At 74.7% G+C, this 16,806-nt stretch carries 14 protein-coding genes; 7 read left to right on the plus strand and 7 right to left on the minus strand.

The window, feature by feature from the left end; all coding sequences use genetic code 11:
- Positions 1-87: 87 nt before the first annotated feature.
- The 7 genes from FGW37_RS26235 to FGW37_RS26265 all read right to left on the minus strand — a co-directional run bounded on the left by FGW37_RS26235 (position 88) and on the right by FGW37_RS26265 (position 7,123).
- Positions 88-597, minus strand: a complete 510-nt coding sequence (locus FGW37_RS26235; RefSeq protein ID WP_179083296.1) for a flavin reductase family protein — start codon at positions 595-597, stop codon at positions 88-90.
- Entirely contained in the window at positions 594-1,832 is a 1,239-nt protein-coding gene (locus FGW37_RS26240) for an MFS transporter (protein ID WP_179083297.1), read from the minus strand. The genes FGW37_RS26235 and FGW37_RS26240 overlap by 4 nt, the downstream gene beginning before the upstream one ends.
- Entirely contained in the window at positions 1,829-3,028 is a 1,200-nt protein-coding gene (locus FGW37_RS26245; RefSeq protein ID WP_179083298.1) for an acyl-CoA dehydrogenase family protein, read from the minus strand. The genes FGW37_RS26240 and FGW37_RS26245 overlap by 4 nt, the downstream gene beginning before the upstream one ends.
- Positions 3,029-3,115: 87 nt before the next feature.
- Positions 3,116-4,294 (minus strand): acyl-CoA dehydrogenase family protein, encoded by a 1,179-nt coding sequence (locus FGW37_RS26250; protein ID WP_218650606.1) that lies wholly within the window; start codon positions 4,292-4,294, stop codon positions 3,116-3,118.
- An 88-nt stretch (positions 4,295-4,382) separates the two neighbouring features.
- Complete coding sequence (locus FGW37_RS26255; protein ID WP_179083299.1) at positions 4,383-4,646, minus strand: acyl carrier protein; 264 nt, start codon at positions 4,644-4,646, stop codon at positions 4,383-4,385.
- A 33-nt stretch (positions 4,647-4,679) separates the two neighbouring features.
- Positions 4,680-6,314: an amino acid adenylation domain-containing protein gene (locus FGW37_RS26260; protein ID WP_179083300.1), complete on the minus strand. Its 1,635-nt coding sequence runs from the start codon at positions 6,312-6,314 to the stop codon at positions 4,680-4,682.
- The gene (locus FGW37_RS26265; RefSeq protein WP_179083301.1) at positions 6,311-7,123 is read right to left on the minus strand and encodes an alpha/beta fold hydrolase; all 813 of its coding nucleotides are present in this window, start codon (positions 7,121-7,123) and stop codon (positions 6,311-6,313) included. The genes FGW37_RS26260 and FGW37_RS26265 overlap by 4 nt, the downstream gene beginning before the upstream one ends.
- A 476-nt stretch (positions 7,124-7,599) precedes the next feature.
- Here FGW37_RS26265 and FGW37_RS26270 point away from each other — a divergent pair, with 476 nt between their 5' ends.
- The 7 genes from FGW37_RS26270 (at position 7,600) to FGW37_RS26300 (ending at position 16,805) form a co-directional block, all read left to right on the plus strand.
- Positions 7,600-8,436 carry a M55 family metallopeptidase gene (locus tag FGW37_RS26270; RefSeq protein ID WP_179084924.1) on the plus strand — a complete coding sequence of 279 codons (837 nt, stop codon included), beginning with the start codon at positions 7,600-7,602 and terminating at the stop codon, positions 8,434-8,436.
- A complete protein-coding gene (locus FGW37_RS26275) occupies positions 8,429-9,862 on the plus strand; it encodes a M20/M25/M40 family metallo-hydrolase (RefSeq protein ID WP_179083302.1) in 1,434 nt (477 codons plus the stop codon). Before FGW37_RS26270 ends, FGW37_RS26275 begins: the two co-directional genes overlap by 8 nt.
- A gap of 113 nt (positions 9,863-9,975) precedes the next feature.
- Positions 9,976-11,964: a S9 family peptidase gene (locus FGW37_RS26280; RefSeq protein ID WP_179083303.1), complete on the plus strand. Its 1,989-nt coding sequence runs from the start codon at positions 9,976-9,978 to the stop codon at positions 11,962-11,964.
- Between the two features lie 222 nt (positions 11,965-12,186).
- Positions 12,187-12,975, plus strand: coding sequence for a 2,3-dihydro-2,3-dihydroxybenzoate dehydrogenase (locus FGW37_RS26285; protein WP_179083304.1), 789 nt, complete (start codon positions 12,187-12,189; stop codon positions 12,973-12,975).
- A 238-nt stretch (positions 12,976-13,213) separates the two neighbouring features.
- On the plus strand, positions 13,214-14,479 hold the full coding sequence (gene dhbC / locus FGW37_RS26290; RefSeq protein WP_179083305.1) for an isochorismate synthase DhbC: 1,266 nt from the start codon (positions 13,214-13,216) through the stop codon (positions 14,477-14,479).
- Positions 14,476-16,137 carry a (2,3-dihydroxybenzoyl)adenylate synthase gene (locus FGW37_RS26295; protein ID WP_179083306.1) on the plus strand — a complete coding sequence of 554 codons (1,662 nt, stop codon included), beginning with the start codon at positions 14,476-14,478 and terminating at the stop codon, positions 16,135-16,137. Before dhbC ends, FGW37_RS26295 begins: the two co-directional genes overlap by 4 nt.
- A gap of 35 nt (positions 16,138-16,172) precedes the next feature.
- Positions 16,173-16,805, plus strand: a complete 633-nt coding sequence (locus FGW37_RS26300) for an isochorismatase family protein (RefSeq protein WP_179083307.1) — start codon at positions 16,173-16,175, stop codon at positions 16,803-16,805.
- Position 16,806: the final 1 nt, after the last annotated feature.

Below are 16,806 nucleotides of genomic sequence, written 5' to 3' on the forward strand. Positions count from 1 at the left end.
CGCCGTTGCGGGCTGGGGTTTCCCGGCTTTGCCGGGTGTGGCGGGTGACCCGGGACCCCGTGTCCTCGTCGGCAGGCGGGCCGTCCCCTACGGGGCCGGCCACGTCGCGTACCGGCGCATGCCGTACAGCAGTGGGGGCTGGTCCGCGCCCCGCGTCGTGGTCGTGCGGACTATTCCGCCGATGATCACGGTGTGGTCGCCGGCGGGGTTCAGGCGGTGGACGCGGCACTCGGCCACCGTGTGGGCGTCCTCCGGCAGGAGGGGCAGGCCCGTGGCCGGGGAGCGCTGCCAGGGGACGGCCGAGAAGCGGCCCGCGTCGCGGTGGGCGAAGGCCTCCGCGGCGCGGCGCCCCGCCCCGTGCAGGAGGTTGACGGCGAACCAGCCGCGCCCGGCGAGCACCGGCAGGGTGCTGCCCGTGGTGGAGGCGCACACCAGCAGCAGCGGCGGGTCGAGGGACACGCCGCACCACGCCGTGCAGGCGAAGCCGTACGGGGTGCCGAGGCCGTCGTCCGTGGTGACCACGGCCACCCCGCCGGGATGGGCGGCCATCAGGGCGCGGTAGCTGTCGGGGCCGACGGGGGAGAGCGCGGTGGTCATGGCGGGGTCCTTCGGGTGGGTGTGCGGTTGCCGAGGGCCGCGGTGACGCCGATGCTGCCCAGGCACAGCACCGTGACCACCCCGGCGAAGACGCCGGCCGCCGTCATGAGCGTGCCCTCGGCCAGCAGCACGGCCACGCCGACGACCGGCACGGTCAGGCCCAGGTACGCGGCGACGAAGTAGCCGGAGACCAGCTCCGAGACGCGGTCGGGCGCGGCCCGGGACGTCACCAGCGCCAGGCCGGACTTGAAGGACGTGCCCGCGCCCGCCCCGCCCAGCACGGAGCCGCACAGGAAGGCGGGCAGCGAGGCGGCGGACAGGCCGGTGACGATGAGGGCGAGCCCGAGCGGGACGGCGGTCATCCCGGCGACCAGGCCGGCCCGCGGCGCCATCCGTACCGCGAGGAGCTGGGCCGCCCCCGCGGAGCCGAAGGCGCTGAAGGCCACCAGGCCGACGGCGAGGTGGCTGTGGTTGTGCAGCCCTTGCACGAGGAAGTTGCCCGCCAGCGCGGCCAGCAGGCCCAGCAGCGCGAACGAGGCGAAGACGGCGACCGCCGCGGCGGTGAACGGCCGCCGCACGGCGGGCGGCACGCCGATCCGCTGCGGGCGGATCCCGCCCCCGCGGGCCACGACCCGCTCGGGCAGCAGCGCGAGCGCCGCGCCCGGCAGCAGCAGGGCGATCAGGACGGTATACGGCAGCACGGCGGGCGAGGGCGCGTACTCCACGAGGACGCCCGACAGCAGCGCCCCGCTGCCGAGCCCGGCCATGTTGGTGACCGAGGCGATGAGCGCGGCCCGGGGCGGTGAGGGGTGCAGTTCTCTCAGGTACGCGGTGGCGGCGCCGGTCGTCAGGCCCACCGAGACGCCGGAGAGCAGCCGCCCGGCGAACAGCCCCGGCAGGGTGGGCGAGGCGATGAAGACGACACTGCTCGCCGCGGCGACGACCAGCGCCGGGACGAGCGTGGCGCGCCGCCCGATCTTGTCGGACAGCCCTCCGAACAGCAGCAGGGCGGCCACGATGCCCACCGCGTAGGCCGCGAAGACCAGGGCGACGACCGGCGGGGACAGGTGCAGCCGCTGCGCGTACAGGGCGTAGACGGGTGTGGGCAGGGTGCCGCCGGCCATCACCACGAACAGCACGTACGTGACGGTGGGGACGGCGGCACGCGGTACGGCGGGCAGGGCGGAGGCCGGGGCCCCCGCCGCGGCGAGCCGCCGCTGTCCGTCGGCCCTCACCAGTCGAAGGCCGTCGCGTCGTACAGGTTCACGCCGAGCGCGGCCTTGCCCAGATACTCCAGGCACTCCTCCGGTTTGGCGGGCATCACGGAGGCGAAGGACGCCTCGCGCAGCAGCCGCTCCAGCGGCTGCGACCGGCTCACGGCCACCGAGCCGCAGATCCGGACGGCGTCCTGCGCGAGGGCGGGGCCGGTCTCGCCGACGACGTACTTCGCGGCGTGCACCGCGGCGTTGGCCCCGGCGCTGCCGCGCGCGGCGTCCACGCGCGCACCGGCCTCGGCGACCAGGGCCCGGGCGGCGCTCAGCCGCGCGGACATCCGGCCGAGCTCGCGCTGCAGCACCGGCGACCCGGCGCGCCGGGGCGAGGCGGCCACGTGGTCCGTGGTGAAGCGGAGGATCGCCTCGGCGATGCCCAGGTAGGCGCCCGTGTACCCGGCGATCATCCAGTGGGGTTCGCGCACCAGCTTGTACAGGGACATCCCCTCGACGCCGAGGAAGAGCCGCGAGCGCGGCACGGTCACCGCGTCCAGGGTCATGCCCGCGGTGCTGGTGCCGTACATGGCGGACAGGCTGTGCACCTCTCCGAAGCTCACGCCGGGGTCGTCCGCCGCGACGACGAAGTGCGAGACCTCGCCGCTGCCGTCGGTGCCCTCGGCGCGGGCGGCGACCACGTAGTAGTCGGCGACGCCCGCTAGCGAGACGAAGGACTTCTCGCCGGTGATGACGTACCCGCCGTCCCCCGTGCGGTGGTAGGAGGTGCGCACGCCGCGGAGCTTGGCGCCGCTGCCGGCCTCGGAGGTGGCGGAGGCGAACAGCTTGTGCCCGTGGACCACCTCGTCGAAGAGCCAGGACCGGAAGGCCTCGGCCGCGGGCGGCAGGGGCGTGCCGGCGGACTCGCACAGGGAGCCGATCGCGACGTTGTGCATGTTGAAGCCGAGGGCGGCGGCGCCGTTGTGGGCGCCCAGCACGGCGAGCACCCGGGAGTACCCGGCGAAGCCGAGCCCGGCCCCGCCGGCCGCGCGGGGCACGAGCAGGCCGAGCAGCCCGGCCTCGCGCAGGATGCGGTAGGTCTCGTGGCCGGTGGAGCGGCCCGCGTCCACCTCGGCGGCGAACGGGGCGAGGGCCGCCCCGGTCGCCTCGGCGACGTCGAGCAGTTCGTCGAATTCGGCGGGCAGCAGCTCGGTGGGCAGGGACATGGCCATGAGGGGCCTTTCGGAAATCGGGTTCCCGGCTCGGAAATCGGGTTCCCGGCTCGGGAGTCGGCTCGGGAATCGGTTCGCGCATCAGTTTTCGACGGGGAGCCCGAATTCACGGGCGACCCCGATGCGCAGCAGGTCGTTGGGGCCTGCATAAGTGAGCGCCGCCATGGGGCTGTGCAGATCGGCGGGGAGTTCGGAATCGGCGATGAAGGCCCGTACGCCCGACAGCGCGGTGGCGTGCTCGGTCAGCCGTACGTAGTCCTCGGAGACGGAGATCTTGGTCAGGGCGGCCTCGGCCGACAGCCGGCGGGTGGGCGTTCCCGCGTCGAGCCGCGCCGCCATGGCGTACAGCAGCGTGCGGGAGCGGTGCAGGACGAGCGCCATGTCGCTGATACGGGCGGCCACTTGGTGGCTGGCGCCCATGCGGCGGCCGAAGTGCCCGCGCCCGCAGGCCCAGTCCGTCAGGCGCTGCAGGGTGCGGCGCATCGGGCCGAGGGCGTAGCCGAGCAGCAGGGCCCGCTCCCAGGTGGTGGTGGAGGAGAGCAGCGCCAGCCCCGACCCCTCGCCGCCCACCAGACTGCCCGCGTCCAGGCGTACGCCGTCGAAGACGAGCTCGCCCATCGGCACGCCGGGCAGCGCGGTCTTCGCGAAGGCCTCGGCGCGGGTCACGCCCGGGGTGGCGACGGGGAACAGGAAGGCGGACAGGGAGAAGGGCGAGCGGCCCTGCTCGGTGCGGGCGAAGACGAGGGCCAGGCCCGCCACGGGGGCGGCGGTGATGAAGGTCTTGGCGCCCTCCAGTACATAGCCGTCGCCGTCGCGCGTGGCGCGGGTGTCCATGGACAGCGGGTCGCTGCCGCCCTTGCGTTCGGTAAGGGCGTGGCACATCAGCTCGCGCCCCTCCTGGATGCGGGCGACGGACCGCCACGCGCCGGCCGGGAGCACGGCGCGCAGCGGATACTCCATGCCGAACACCTGGGAGGCCATGGCGTAGACGACGCCGGGGTCGGCGCCGGCCAGGCCGATGCCCTCGATCATGGCCAGCGAGCGGGTGACGGGCCCGGGGGCGGCGGCAGCGAGCGCCCCGGGCCCGGGCTCCGGCGGGTCCAGACGGAGCACGCCGAGCCCGGCCAGGGCCTCCCACTGGTCGCGGAAGCCCTTGCCGGTCAGCTGCTCCACGAGGGGCAGCGCCCGGTCGCGGTACTCGTCCACCACGGCCTCGGTCCCCGGGGGACCGGAGCGCAGCAGACGCTCGGCGGCGTTCACAGTGCCTCCTCGATCGCTTCTCCGCCCGCGCGGCGCAGAGGTGCGGGCATCACGGTCGGGTGCGGCCCGGCGGCCGCGCGTGCGTCGCTCACCGGGCCGCCCCCGCCCGGAGCTCCTCCAGCACGCTCCACAGCGCCTGCGGGCTGCGGAAGTTGGCCGCGACGATCTCGGTGTCCGGCAGCACGATGCCGGCCTGTGCGTCGAGCGCGGCGACGATCTGCATGATGGACAGGGAGTCCAGCAGGCCCTGTTCGAGCAGCGGGGTGCCGGGCAGGAGCTCCCGGGGCTCCTCGCCGCGCCCCCAGGTGATCTTGCTGCTGATCAGGGTGCAGAGGTCCTCTACGGTGTTCACGCTCGGGCTCCTTCTGTGGGGAGTGGCGGACGGTCAGGTGGTACGGGGCCCGTCGGTGCGGGCGGCGAGCGCGCGGCGGTCGACCTTGCCGCGGGCGTTGACGGGCAGGGCGGCGGCGGGGACGACGCGGTCGGGCAGCATGCGCAGCGGCAGGAGCCCGCGCAGACCGGCGAGGATCTCCTCGGCGACCTCCTCGGTGTTCTCCTTGGCGATCTCCGCGGGGGAGGTCTCCGCAGTGGCTGAGGCCCCCTTTCCGCCCACGTCCCTCCCGCCCCCGCCGCTCTGGACGTACGCCCAGATCTCGCCGTGGTGCGCGCCGTCCTTGGCGACCACCGCGGCGGCGGTGACGCCGGGCAGCGCGAGCACGGCGCTCTCGACGTCGAGCAGGTCGATGCGGTGGCCGCGCCGCTTGACCTGGGTGTCGCCGCGGCCGCGCAGGAACACGCGGCCGTCGGCGGTGATGCGGCCGATGTCGCCGGTGGCGTAGGCGCGGCGGGCGACGCCGTCGCGGAAGCGCACCGTGCGGGTGGGGTCGGTGAGGGTCCCGTCCTGCAGGTATCCCTGGAAGACGGTGGCACCGGCGACGTGGATCTCGCCGGTGCCGTCGGTGGGCAGGCCGTCCTCGCCGAGGACGTCGACGACGTCGCCGTCGACGGCCCGGCCGATGGTGACCTCCTGATCGGCGGTCCAGTCGGCGGGCACCCGGCTGTACGTGCAGACGTTGGTCTCCGTCGGCCCGTAGAGGTTGTAGAGCGGTACGTCGCCCAGGAGTTGCAGATAGCGCTCCAGGGGGCGCGGGGCGAAGGGCTCGCCTGCGAACGCCGCGACCCGTAGCGAGGCCGGGAAGTGCTCCGCGATGCCGCCCCGTTCGAGCATGCCCTGGTAGAGGGAGGGCACCGCGTAGAAGGCGGTGATGCGCTGCTCGTGGAGCCAGCCGACGACGTCGCGCGGGAAGGCCCGCAGGACGTCGGGCATCAGGACGGCGCAGGCGCCCGCCGCGGCCGTGCTGAACAGGTCGAAGGTCGTGAGGTCGAAGGTCAGCGCGGCCTGCGAGCCCACGCGGTCGGTCTCCGTCAGCCCGAGCTCGGCGGCGGCCCACAGCGCGAAGTGGGCGACGTTGGCGTGGGAGAGGAGCACCCCTTTGGGGCGGCCGGTGCTGCCGGAGGTGAACAGGACGTAGCCGCCGCTGCCGGCGGGTGCGGGCAGCGGGGCGGGGCGGTCCGCCGGGGCGAGGGTGCGGATCCGGTGCAGGCCGTGGTCCAGGGCGCCCTCGTCCGGCGAGGGGCCCGCGCCCGCCTCGGCGGCGGCGCGGCGGCAGCCCTCCAGGGAGCGGTCCGAGGCGAGCAGCAGGCAGATCCCGGCGCCGCGCACCATGTGGGCCGTGCGGACGGGCGGGTCGGCGACGTCGAGCGGGGCCACGACCGCTCCGGCCCGCAGCGCGGCGTAGATGCCGAGGACCGCCTCGGGCCCCTTGGGGGCCAGGACGCCCACCCGGTCCCCGGTCTCCAGGCCGGCCGCGCGGAGCTGCCGGGCCAGCCCGTCGACGGCGCGGTCGAGCCCGGCGTAGGTCCAGGTGCGGCCCTGGGCGGTGAGGGCGGGCCGGGAGGGGTGCCGGCGCGCGGACGCGGCGAGCAGGCCGTCCAGGCGGACGTCGTCGAGGTCGCTCATGGCCGGATCTCCAGGCGCGGGGGCCGGCCGACGGGGCCGGGGGCGGTGGCGGTGGCGGTGGCGGTGGCGAGGAAGGTCTGGACGGCGTCGACGACGTCGTCGGGCCGTTCGAGGTGCGGGGCGTGGCCGCAGCCGGCCAGCTCCAGGCGCTGCACGGGCCCGCCGAGGGCGCGCTCGGCCGCGTCGAGGTGGGCGAAGGTGCCGTACGGGTCGCTGTCGCCCTGGATGAGGAGGACGGGGGCGGTAGCGCCGGCCAGGTCGCTCTCGATGTCCCAGCCGCGGAAGGCCTCGGAGAGCCACAGCCCGCTCCAGCGCCGGAACACCGTGAGCGGGTCCTGGTGGTAGAAGGCCAGCTCCTTGGCGAGCGGCCCGGACGCGTGGGCCTCGCGGGCCGCGGCGACGCCGCGGAGCGTCTGCGGCTCGGCGAACAGGTGCGGGGCGAGGGCGACGACGGCTTCGACGGGGTGCCCGGCCGCGTGCAGCAGCGCGATCGAGGCGCCTTCGCTGTGGCCGACGAGCACGGGACGGTGGATGCCGAGCCGGCCGAGCAGCTCGGGGAGGACCTCGTGGGCCTCCTCGTGCAGGGAGCGCGGGGTGCGCTCCTGCGGGGCCGGGCCCGAACCGCCGTGCCCGTGGCGGGAGAAGACCAGGGCCCGGCGGCCGGTGGCCGCCGCCAGGCGGGCCGGGAAGCGCCGCCACATGGCGATGCAGCCCAGGCCTTCGTGGAGGAGGACGAGTGGGGCGGCTTCGCAGTCGCCTTCGAGGACGGTGTATTCGACAGGCCCTCGGGATATCGCGATGGTGGGCATGCAGTGTCCTTGGCGTGCAGTGTCCTTGGCGTGCAGTGTCCTTGGCGTGCAGTGTCCTTGGTGTGAGGGCCGGTTGCCCGAAAGGAAGCGCCGGCCGTCGCCGGGAACCGATAATTGCGAAGGTCAATGGCGCCGTCAACTGCTTTATATTTTCATGGAGTTGAGGCAACCGTCCCGGCGTGCGTGGTAAAATGCGGCAAAACTTGGAATGTGTAATTCCCCTGCATGGATATGGAGGTTCGCCTCCATGGCCCGGCGGTGTCTTCCGCCACTGCCGGGCGGGGCCGCGAGGGAATGCCGCCGCCTTTCCCACAGCCTGCCGAACGCCTGATCGAGCGCGGCGTCCGGTGCGGCAGCCGTCCCGAAGCCGCCCCCGCAGCCGTCCGCCGGACGGCCGAGTCCCGCTGCGGGCCCGTTGCGGCGACTGTGCCAGGACCCGTGCGGCCGCCTGCCACCTGCGGTAGGACTGAGGCATGGTGAAGATCCTGATCTCCGCGGACATGGAGGGCGCCACCGGTGTCACCTGGCCGGCCGACGTGCTGCCCGGCGCCTCGCAGTGGGAACGGTGCCGCCATCTGTTCACCTCGGACGTGAATGCGGCCGTCGCAGGCTTTTTCGACGGCGGTGCCGACGAGGTCCTCATCAACGAAGCGCACTGGGGGATGCGCAATCTGCTGCTGGAGAAGCTGGACGACCGGGCCCAGATGCTCACCGGCAGGCACAAGAGCCTGAGCATGGTCGAAGGCGTGCAGCACGGCGATGTCGACGGCATCGCCTTCGTGGGCTATCACACGGGGGCCGGCACCCCGGGCGTCCTCGCCCATACCTACCTCTCCAACACCATCACCGGCGTCTGGGTGGACGGCGCGCGGGCGAGCGAGGGGTTGCTCAACTCCCTCGTCGTCGCGGAATACGGTGTTCCCGTGGTGTTGGTGACGGGCGACGACCTGACCTGTGCGGACGCCAAGGGATATGCCCCGCTGGCCCGTTCGGTGGCCGTCAAGGACTGCGTCTCCCGCTATGCGGCCGTCTGCCGCACCCCCGCGCGCACGGCCGCGGACATCCGCGCCGCGGCCCGGGAGGCGACGGCCCTCGCCGTGCGGTACGAGCCCGTCACCGGCGGCGGCCCGTTCACCGTCGACATCGAGTTCGACGCCGACCACCTGGCCGGGGCGGCGACGGTGATCCCGGGCGTCGTGCCCAGCGGCGAGCGCCGGGTCTCGTACACCACGGCGACCATGTACGACGGCATCCGCTGCTTCAAGGCGGTCACGACCGTCGTGTCGGCCGCGGTGGAGGAGCAGTATGGCTGAGATCACGACGCAACAGACGGAACAGACGGAACAGAGGGAACAGACGGCAGGGACCACAGGGACCGCAGGGGCGGATGCGGCGGAGGGGGCGGAGGGGGCGGCCGTCCGGGTGGACGAGCGCGCCCTCGACGAGGTGGTGCGCTTCACCTCCGACCTGATCCGCATCGACACGACCAACCGCGGCGCGGGCGACTGCCGGGAGCGGCCCGCCGCCGAGTACGTGGCCGCGGCGCTGAGCGAGGCCGGCATCGAGCCGGTGCTGCTGGAGAAGGAGCCCGGCCGGACGAACGTGGTCGCCCGCGTCCCGGGCACCGATCCGGGCGCCCCCGCGCTGCTCGTCCACGGCCACCTCGACGTGGTCCCCGCCGACCCCGCCGAGTGGAGCGTCCACCCCTTCTCCGGCGAGGTCCGCGACGGCGTGGTGTGGGGCCGTGGCGCCGTCGACATGAAGAACACGGACGCCATGGTCCTGTCGGTCGTACGGGCCTGGGCGCGCACCGGCGCCCGGCCCCCGTGCGACATCGTGCTCGCCTTCACCGCCGACGAGGAGGACCGCGCCTGGACGGGCGCCGCCTTCCTGGCCGAGGAGCACCCGGGCCTGTTCGAGGGCTGCCGGTACGCGATCGGCGAGTCGGGCGCCTACACCTTCCACGCGGACGGCGGGCTGCGGCTCTACCCGGTGGCGGCGGGGGAGCGGGGCACGGCCTGGCTCAAGCTCACGGCGCGCGGCAGAGCGGGGCACGGCGCGAAACCCAATCAGGCCAACGCCGTCACCCGGCTGGCCGAGGCGCTGGCCCGGATCGGCAGGCACCGCTGGCCGGTGCGGCTGTCCCCGACCGTGCGCGCCGCCCTCGTGGAGATCGCCGCCGCGCACGGCATCGAGGCCGACCCCGGCGCGCCGGGCTTCGACGCCGACGCGCTGCTGGAGGAGCTGGGCTCCGCGTCCCGGCTCCTGGCCCCGACGGTCCGCAACAGCTCCAATCCGACGATGCTGGACGCGGGGTACAAGGTCAACGTGATCCCGGGGGCCGCCGTCGGGCACGTGGACGGGCGCGTCGTGCCGGGCGGCGAGGAGGAGTTCCGCACCACGCTGGACCGGCTCACCGGGCCGCACGTGGAGTGGGAGTACTACCAAAGGGGCACGGCGCTGCAGGCCCCGCTCGCCGCCCCGCTGTTCGCGCTGATGCGGGAGGCGCTCGAGCGCTTCGACCCCGGCGGGCACGTGGTGCCGTTCTGCATGTCCGGCGGCACCGACGCCGGCCAGTTCTCGCGCCTGGGCATCGACTGCTACGGGTTCGCCCCGCTGAAGCTGCCCCCGGGCTTCGACTACCAGGCGCTGTTCCACGGCGCCGACGAGCGGGTGCCCTGCGACGCGCTGCACTTCGGCGTGCGGGTGCTCGACCACTTCTTGATGAACGCAGCTTGATGAACGCAGCCTGATGCGCACAGCCTGATGAACGCAGCTTGCTGAACACGGCTTGACGGAAACAGCGTGATGAGCACGGCCTGACGGGCCGTTTCGAGGAGGCGTAACAGATCATGGTGTCCACGGCGCCCTACGGAGCCTGGCAGTCCCCGGTCGGCGCGGAGCTCGCCGCGTCGGCCGGCGGCGGACCCGACTTCGTGGGCACGGTCGGCGACGAGCTGTGGTGGGCCGCACCACGCCCGGCGGAGGAGGGCCGCTTCACCCTCGTGCGGCGGCGGGCCGGCGGGGCCGAGGGGACGGTGCTGCCCGCCCCCTGGAACGTGCGCAACCGGGTTCTGGAGTACGGCGGCCTGCCGTGGGCGGCGGTGGCCCGCGCCTCCGGCGGCCCGCTGGTGGTCTTCACCCACTTCGCGGACCAGCGGCTCTACGCCTTCGAGCCCGACGTCCCCGGTGCCGTCCCGCGGCCCCTGACCCCGCTGTCGCCGGTGGGCGGCGGGCTGCGCTGGGCCGATCCGGTGCTGCCGCCCGGCCGCGGCGAGGTGTGGTGCGTGCTGGAGGAGTTCACCGGCGAGGGGCCGTGCGACGTGCGCCGGCTGCTCGCGGCCGTCCCGCTGGACGGCTCCGCGGCAGGAGACCGCGGGGCCGTCCGGGAGCTGACCGACGGCCGGAACCGCTTCGTCACCGGGCCGCGGCTCTCCCCGGACGGTCGGCAGGCGGCCTGGATCGCCTGGGACCACCCCCGGATGCCCTGGGAGGGCACCGAGCTGAAGACCGCTCAGGTCAGCGCGGACGGCCGGCTGCCGGAGGCCCGTACCGTCATGGGCGGGCCCGCGGAGTCCGTGGCCCAGGTGGAGTGGGCCGAGGACGGCTCGCTGCTCGCGGCGAGCGACCGCACCGGCTGGTGGAATCTGTACCGCGTCGACCCGGCGACGGGGGAGAGCACGGCGCTGTGCCGCCGCGAGGAGGAGTTCGCGGGGCCGCTGTGGCGCGTGGGGATGCGCTGGTTCGCGCCGCTGCCGGGAGGGCTCGTCGCCGCGCTCCACGGCCGCGGCGCCGCCGTCCTCGGCGTCCTCGACCCCCGCAGCGGGGAGATCGCGGACGTCGCTGGGCCGTGGACGGAGTGGGCGCCGACCCTCGCGGTGAGCGGCACCCGCGCCGTGGGGGTGGCCGCGAGCCCGCACAGCGCGTACGAGGTCGTCGAGCTCGACGCCTGCACGGGCCGGGCCCGGGCCGTCGGCGCCCGGCACACCGACCGCGTGGACCCCGCCTACTACCCCGAGCCGCTGACGCGCACCTTCGGCGGGCCGGACGGGCGCGAGGTGCACGCCCACCTCCACCCGCCGCGCAACCCCGGCCACGCCGCCCCGGACGGGGAGCTGCCGCCGTACGTGGTGTGGGCGCACGGCGGCCCCACCGCCCGCTCGCCCCTCGTGCTCGACCTGGCGACCGCCTTCTTCACCTCCCGCGGCATCGGCGTCGCCGAGGTGAACTACGGCGGCTCGACCGGCTACGGGCGCGCGTACCGCGAGCGGCTGCGCGGGCAGTGGGGCGTGGTGGACGTCGAGGACTGCGCGGCGGTGGCCGCGGCGCTGGCCCGCGAGGGCATCGCCGACCCGGCCCGGATCGCGATCCGCGGCGGCAGCGCGGGCGGCTGGACGGCTGCGGCCTCGCTCGCCGCCACCTCGCTCTACGCCTGCGGCACCATCCTCTACCCGGTGCTGGACCCGGAGGCCTGGACGGCGGAGGGCGGCACGCACGACTTCGAGTCGCGCTACCTGGAGTCGCTGATCGGCCCCCGTCAGGAGGTGCCCGAGCGCTACCGGGAGCGCTCGCCGCTGCACCGGGCGAGCCGGATCTCCGCGCCCTTCCTGCTGCTGCAGGGGCTGGCCGACCCCGTCTGCCCGCCCGTGCAGAGCGAGCGGCTGCTGGCGGCGATGGCCGGCCGCGGGGTGCCGCACACCTACATCGCCTTCGAGGGCGAGGGCCACGGCTTCCGCCGGGCTGCCACGGTCGTGCGTGCGCTGGAGGCGGAACTGTCCCTGTACGCGCAGACCTTCGGGGTCACCGCGCCGGGCATGGCGGCCTTGGAGCTCGTGACCTGACGGGCCGGAACCTGCGCCCCGCCGGGGGGTGGCCGCCGGGCAGCCGGGGGCCACCCCCCTATAGGCAAGAGCGTGAGGTTAGCCTAACCTAAGCCTTGCTCGTGCGCCCCCCGCGCACGGATGAGGCAAGGCGCCCCCTCCGTGCGGCCGTTCGATCCGGCCGGGCGGGTCATGTAAGGTAAGGCTTACCTTAGTTCGGATTGGGAATCGGGGGAACCGCAAGTGCAGCAGTCAGAACTCTCCGGCCGCATCGCGCTGGTCACCGGCGCCGGCCAGGGCATAGGCGAGGCCGTGACCCGCGCCCTCGTCGCCCGGGGAGCGCGCGTCGCGGCCCTCGACTGGACCCCGGACGGCATCAAGGACCTGGAGGCCGAATTCGGCCGGGACGGCGACAGGAGGGTCACCGCCCACACCGCCGACGTCGCCGACAGCGCCGCCGTCGAGGCCGTCGTCGAAGAGGTCGAGGACACCCTCGGCCCCCTCGCCATCCTCGTCAACGTCGCCGGCGTGCTGCGCACCTCGCCCGTCGTCGACATCACCGACGACACCTGGCACCGCACCTTCGCCGTGAACTCCACCGGCGTCTTCAACACCTCGCGCGCCGTGGCCCGCCGCATGACGCAGCGCCGTTCCGGCTGCATCGTCACCGTCGGCTCCAACGCCGCCGGCGTGCCGCGCACCAGCATGGCCGCGTACGCCGCCTCCAAGGCCGCCGCCACCATGTTCACCAAGTGCCTCGGGCTCGAGCTCGCCCGCAGCGGCGTCCGCTGCAACGTCGTCTCGCCCGGCTCCACCGACACCGCCATGCAGCGCGGGCTGTGGGCCGACGAGCAGGCGCCCCAGCGCGTCATCGACGGCGACCCCGAGTCGTACCGCGTCGGCATCCCCCTCGGCCGGATCGCCGAGCCCGCCGACATCGCCGACGCCGTCGCCTTCCTCGTCTCCGACCGCGCGCGGCACATCACGATGCACGACCTGTACGTCGACGGCGGCGCGACGCTGCGCGCCTGACAGCGCGTCGGGCGCGGGGAGCGGACCGCCGTCCGCACTCGCGAACGACCGCCGGGCGCACAGCCGCCCGCACACCGCCGCCCACGACCGGGCCCCGGCCCGGTCCCCCACGGTCGGCCCGCCCGGGCCACCCCACCGGGCACCGGCCACATGCCGCCGCCCGGCCCACCCGGTCCGGCCGGCAGCAGGACCCCACAGCACACCCGGTGAGACCCACCGGAAGGAAAAGGAGCAACAGGTGACCACGGCTCACCACGTCGCCGACCGGCCGAGCGGGCCCGGCGTCCGCACGGACGCCCCCCGCACCGGGGCACCGGCCGCCCCCGGGCGCCGCGCCGGCGGGCCCGCCGACACCGTCGGCGCCGCGACCTCGCTCCTCGACGCCTACGAACCCGGCCGCGCCCGGTTCTTCGCCTCGCCCACCCGTACCCTCCTCGCCCACGGCGTGCGCGCCGAGGTGCCGCACGGCACCGCCCCCGTGGCGCAGCGCGTCGCCGAGACGCTCGCCGCCCGGGTGCTGGCCGGCGACGAGGCGCCGGTCGTCGTCGGCGCCGTCCCCTTCGACCAGGGCGCGCCCGCCGCGCTGGCCGTGCCCGAGGCCGTCCGCTGGGCGCCGCCGCTGGCCGAGGACCCGCTGATCGCCCTGCCCGCGGCCGCGCCCGGCGCCGCCCGCTGGGATGTGCGGCCCGTGCCCGAGCCCGCGGGCTACGGCGCCGCGGTCGCCGAGGCCGTCGCCCGCATGCAGCGCGGCGACTTCGCCAAGGTCGTCCTCGCCCGCACCCTGGAGCTCGCCTCCGACCGCGACCTCGACCTGCCCGCCCTGCTGCAGCGCCTGGCCCGCCGCGACCCGGCCGGCTACACCTTCGCCCTGCCCACCGGCCCCGGCCGCACCCTGCTCGGCGCCAGCCCCGAGCTGCTGGTCTCCCGGCGCGGCGGCACCCTCGTCGCCAACCCGCTGGCCGGCTCCACGCCGCGCAGCGCCGACCTCGCCGAGGACGTCCGCCGCGCCGCCGCCCTCCTGCAGTCGGAGAAGGACCTGCACGAGCACGCCGTCGTCGTCGACGCCGTCCGCGAGGCCCTCGCCCCGTACTGCCGCAGCCTGCACGTGCCCGAGCGCCCCACGCTGGTGCGCACCGCCGCCATGTGGCACCTGTCGACGACCGTCACCGGCGAGCCGGCCGACCCCGCGGTGTCCGCGCTGGAGCTGGCCTCCGCGCTGCACCCCACGCCCGCCGTCTGCGGCACCCCGACCACCACCGCGCGCGACGTCATCGGCGAGCTGGAGCCCTTCGACCGCGGCTTCTTCACGGGCATGGTCGGCTGGGGCGACGCGAACGGCGACGGCGAATGGGTCGTCACCATCCGCTGCGCCGAGGCGGAGGAGCGCTCCCTGCGGCTGTACGCGGGCGCGGGTGTCGTCGCGCAGTCCTCGCCGGAGGCCGAGACGGCCGAGACCGGCGCCAAGTTCCAGACGTTCCTGCAGGCTGTGGGGGTTGACCAGTGACCGAGACGACCGACGCTCCGGGCTATCCGGCCGAGTTCGCCGAGCGCTACCGCGCGGCGGGTTACTGGCGTGGAGAAACGTTCGGGCAGATGCTGCGCGACCGCGCGCAGGCCCACCCGGACCGGATCGCGATCGTGGACCCCTCCGGGACGCTGCGCGGGGAGGAAACGCGGCGCTGGACGTACGGCGAGCTCGACCTGCGCGCCGACCGGCTGGCCGCCGGTCTCCTCGCCCACGGCATCGGCAAGGGCGACCGCGTCGTCGTCCAGCTGCCGAACGTCGCCGAGTTCTTCGAGGTCGTCTTCGCGCTCTTCCGCATCGGCGCCCTCCCCGTCTTCGCGCTGCCCGCCCACCGCGAGACCGAGATCCGCCACTTCTGCGCCTTCACCGAGGCCGCCGCCTACGTCATCGCCGACGTCAGCGAGGGCTACGACTACCGCGAGCTGGCCACGAAGGTCCGCGCCGAGGTCCCCGGCCTCAAGCACGTCTTCGTCGCCGGTGAGCCGGGGGAGCACACGGCGCTGGCCGACGTCCCCACCGAGCCGGTGGCCGCCCCGGGCGCCCCGGCCCCGCACGAGCTGGCCTTCCTCCAGCTCTCCGGCGGCTCCACGGGCGTGCCCAAGCTCATCCCGCGCACCCACGACGACTACATCTACTCGCTGTGGGGCTCCAACGAGATCTGCGGCGTGGACGAGAACAGCGTCTACCTCTGCGCCCTGCCCGCCGCCCACAACTTCCCCCTGAGCTCCCCGGGCACCCTCGGCGCGCTCTACGCCGGCGCCCGCGTCGTCCTCGCCCCCCGCCCCAGCCCCGACGTGGCCTTCCCGCTGATCGCCGCCGAGGGCGTCACGATCACCGGCCTGGTGCCCCCGCTCGCCCTGGTGTGGACCGAGGCCGCGGCCGAGACCCCGCACGACCTGAGCAGCCTTCAGGTCCTGCTGGTGGGCGGCGCGAAGTTCAGCGAGGAGGCGGCCCGCCGCGTGCGCCCGGCCCTCGGCTGCACCCTCCAGCAGGTCTTCGGCATGGCGGAGGGCCTGGTGAACTACACCCGCCTGGACGACCCCGAGACCACGATCGTCACCACCCAGGGACGCCCCATCTCGCCGGACGACGAGATCCGCATCGTCGACGACGAGGACAACGAGCTGCCCGCGGGGGAGACCGGCCACCTGCTCACCCGCGGCCCGTACACCATCCGCGGCTACTGGCGGGCCCCCGAGCACAACGCCACGGCCTTCACCGCCGACGGCTTCTACCGCACCGGCGACGTCGTCCGGATGACGGAGACGGGCCACATCGTGGTCGAGGGACGGGCCAAGGACCAGATCAACCGCGGCGGCGAGAAGGTGGCCGCCGAGGAGATCGAGAACCACATCCTCGCCCACCCGGCCGTACACGACGTCGCCGTCGTCTCCATGCCCGACGCCTACCTGGGCGAGCGCACCTGCGCCTACGTCGTCCTGCGCGAAGGGGCCGGGCCCCTCAAGTCGATCGCCGTCAAGAAGTTCGTCCGCGAGCGCGGCCTCGCCGCCTTCAAGGTCCCCGACCGGGTGGAGTTCGTGACGGAGTTCCCGCAGACGGGCATCGGCAAGGTGTCGAAGAAGGACCTCCGCGCGGCCATCGCCGCACAGGTCGCCGCAGCAGCAGCGACGCGCTGAAAACGCCGAGAACCGAGAAAGGCTCACCGACCACCATGGCACTGCCTGCCATCGCCCCGTATCCCATGCCGCGGGAGGCCGACCTGCCCGCGAACAAGGTCGGCTGGACCGTCGACCCGAGCCGCGCGGTGCTGCTCGTGCACGACCTGCAGAACTACTTCCTCGACGCGTTCGAGGCCGGGGCGTCGCCCGTCACCGAGCTGCTCGCCAACGTCGCCGCGGTGAAGAAGGACTGCGACCGCCTCGGCGTCCCGGTCGTCTACTCCGCCCAGCCCGGCGGCCAGAGCCCCGCCGAGCGCGGCCTGCAGCAGGACTTCTGGGGCCCGGGCCTGCCGGACGACGAGCGCGCCAAGGCCATCGCCGACGCCGTCGCGCCGGCGGCCGCCGACACGGTCCTGACCAAGTGGAAGTACAGCGCCTTCGTGCGGACCGACCTGGCGGAGCGGATGGCCGCCCAGGGCCGCGACCAGCTGATCATCGTCGGCGTGTACGCGCACATCGGCGTCATGATGAGCGCCTGCGACGCCTGGATGCGCGACATCCGGCCCTTCCTCGTCGCCGACGCCGTCGCCGACTTCTCGGCCGAGGACCACGCCATGGCGCTGCGCTGGGCGGGCGCCAAGTGCGCCGTAGTGACCACCACCGACCGGCTCTTCGAAGGGGCGTAAG

Source organism: Streptomyces rectiverticillatus (assembly GCF_013394065.1).
Classification (GTDB): Bacteria; Actinomycetota; Actinomycetes; order Streptomycetales; family Streptomycetaceae; genus Streptomyces; species Streptomyces rectiverticillatus.

Coding starts and splice junctions, on each gene's coding strand:
- FGW37_RS26265 (WP_179083301.1), bottom strand. CDS start 7,123: ATGCCCACCATCGCGATATCCCGAGGGCCTGTCGAATACACCGTCCTC.
- FGW37_RS26300 (WP_179083307.1), top strand. CDS start 16,173: ATGGCACTGCCTGCCATCGCCCCGTATCCCATGCCGCGGGAGGCCGAC.
- FGW37_RS26245 (WP_179083298.1), bottom strand. CDS start 3,028: ATGTCCCTGCCCACCGAGCTGCTGCCCGCCGAATTCGACGAACTGCTC.
- FGW37_RS26235 (WP_179083296.1), bottom strand. CDS start 597: ATGACCACCGCGCTCTCCCCCGTCGGCCCCGACAGCTACCGCGCCCTG.
- FGW37_RS26275 (WP_179083302.1), top strand. CDS start 8,429: ATGGCTGAGATCACGACGCAACAGACGGAACAGACGGAACAGAGGGAA.
- FGW37_RS26260 (WP_179083300.1), bottom strand. CDS start 6,314: ATGAGCGACCTCGACGACGTCCGCCTGGACGGCCTGCTCGCCGCGTCC.
- FGW37_RS26280 (WP_179083303.1), top strand. CDS start 9,976: ATGGTGTCCACGGCGCCCTACGGAGCCTGGCAGTCCCCGGTCGGCGCG.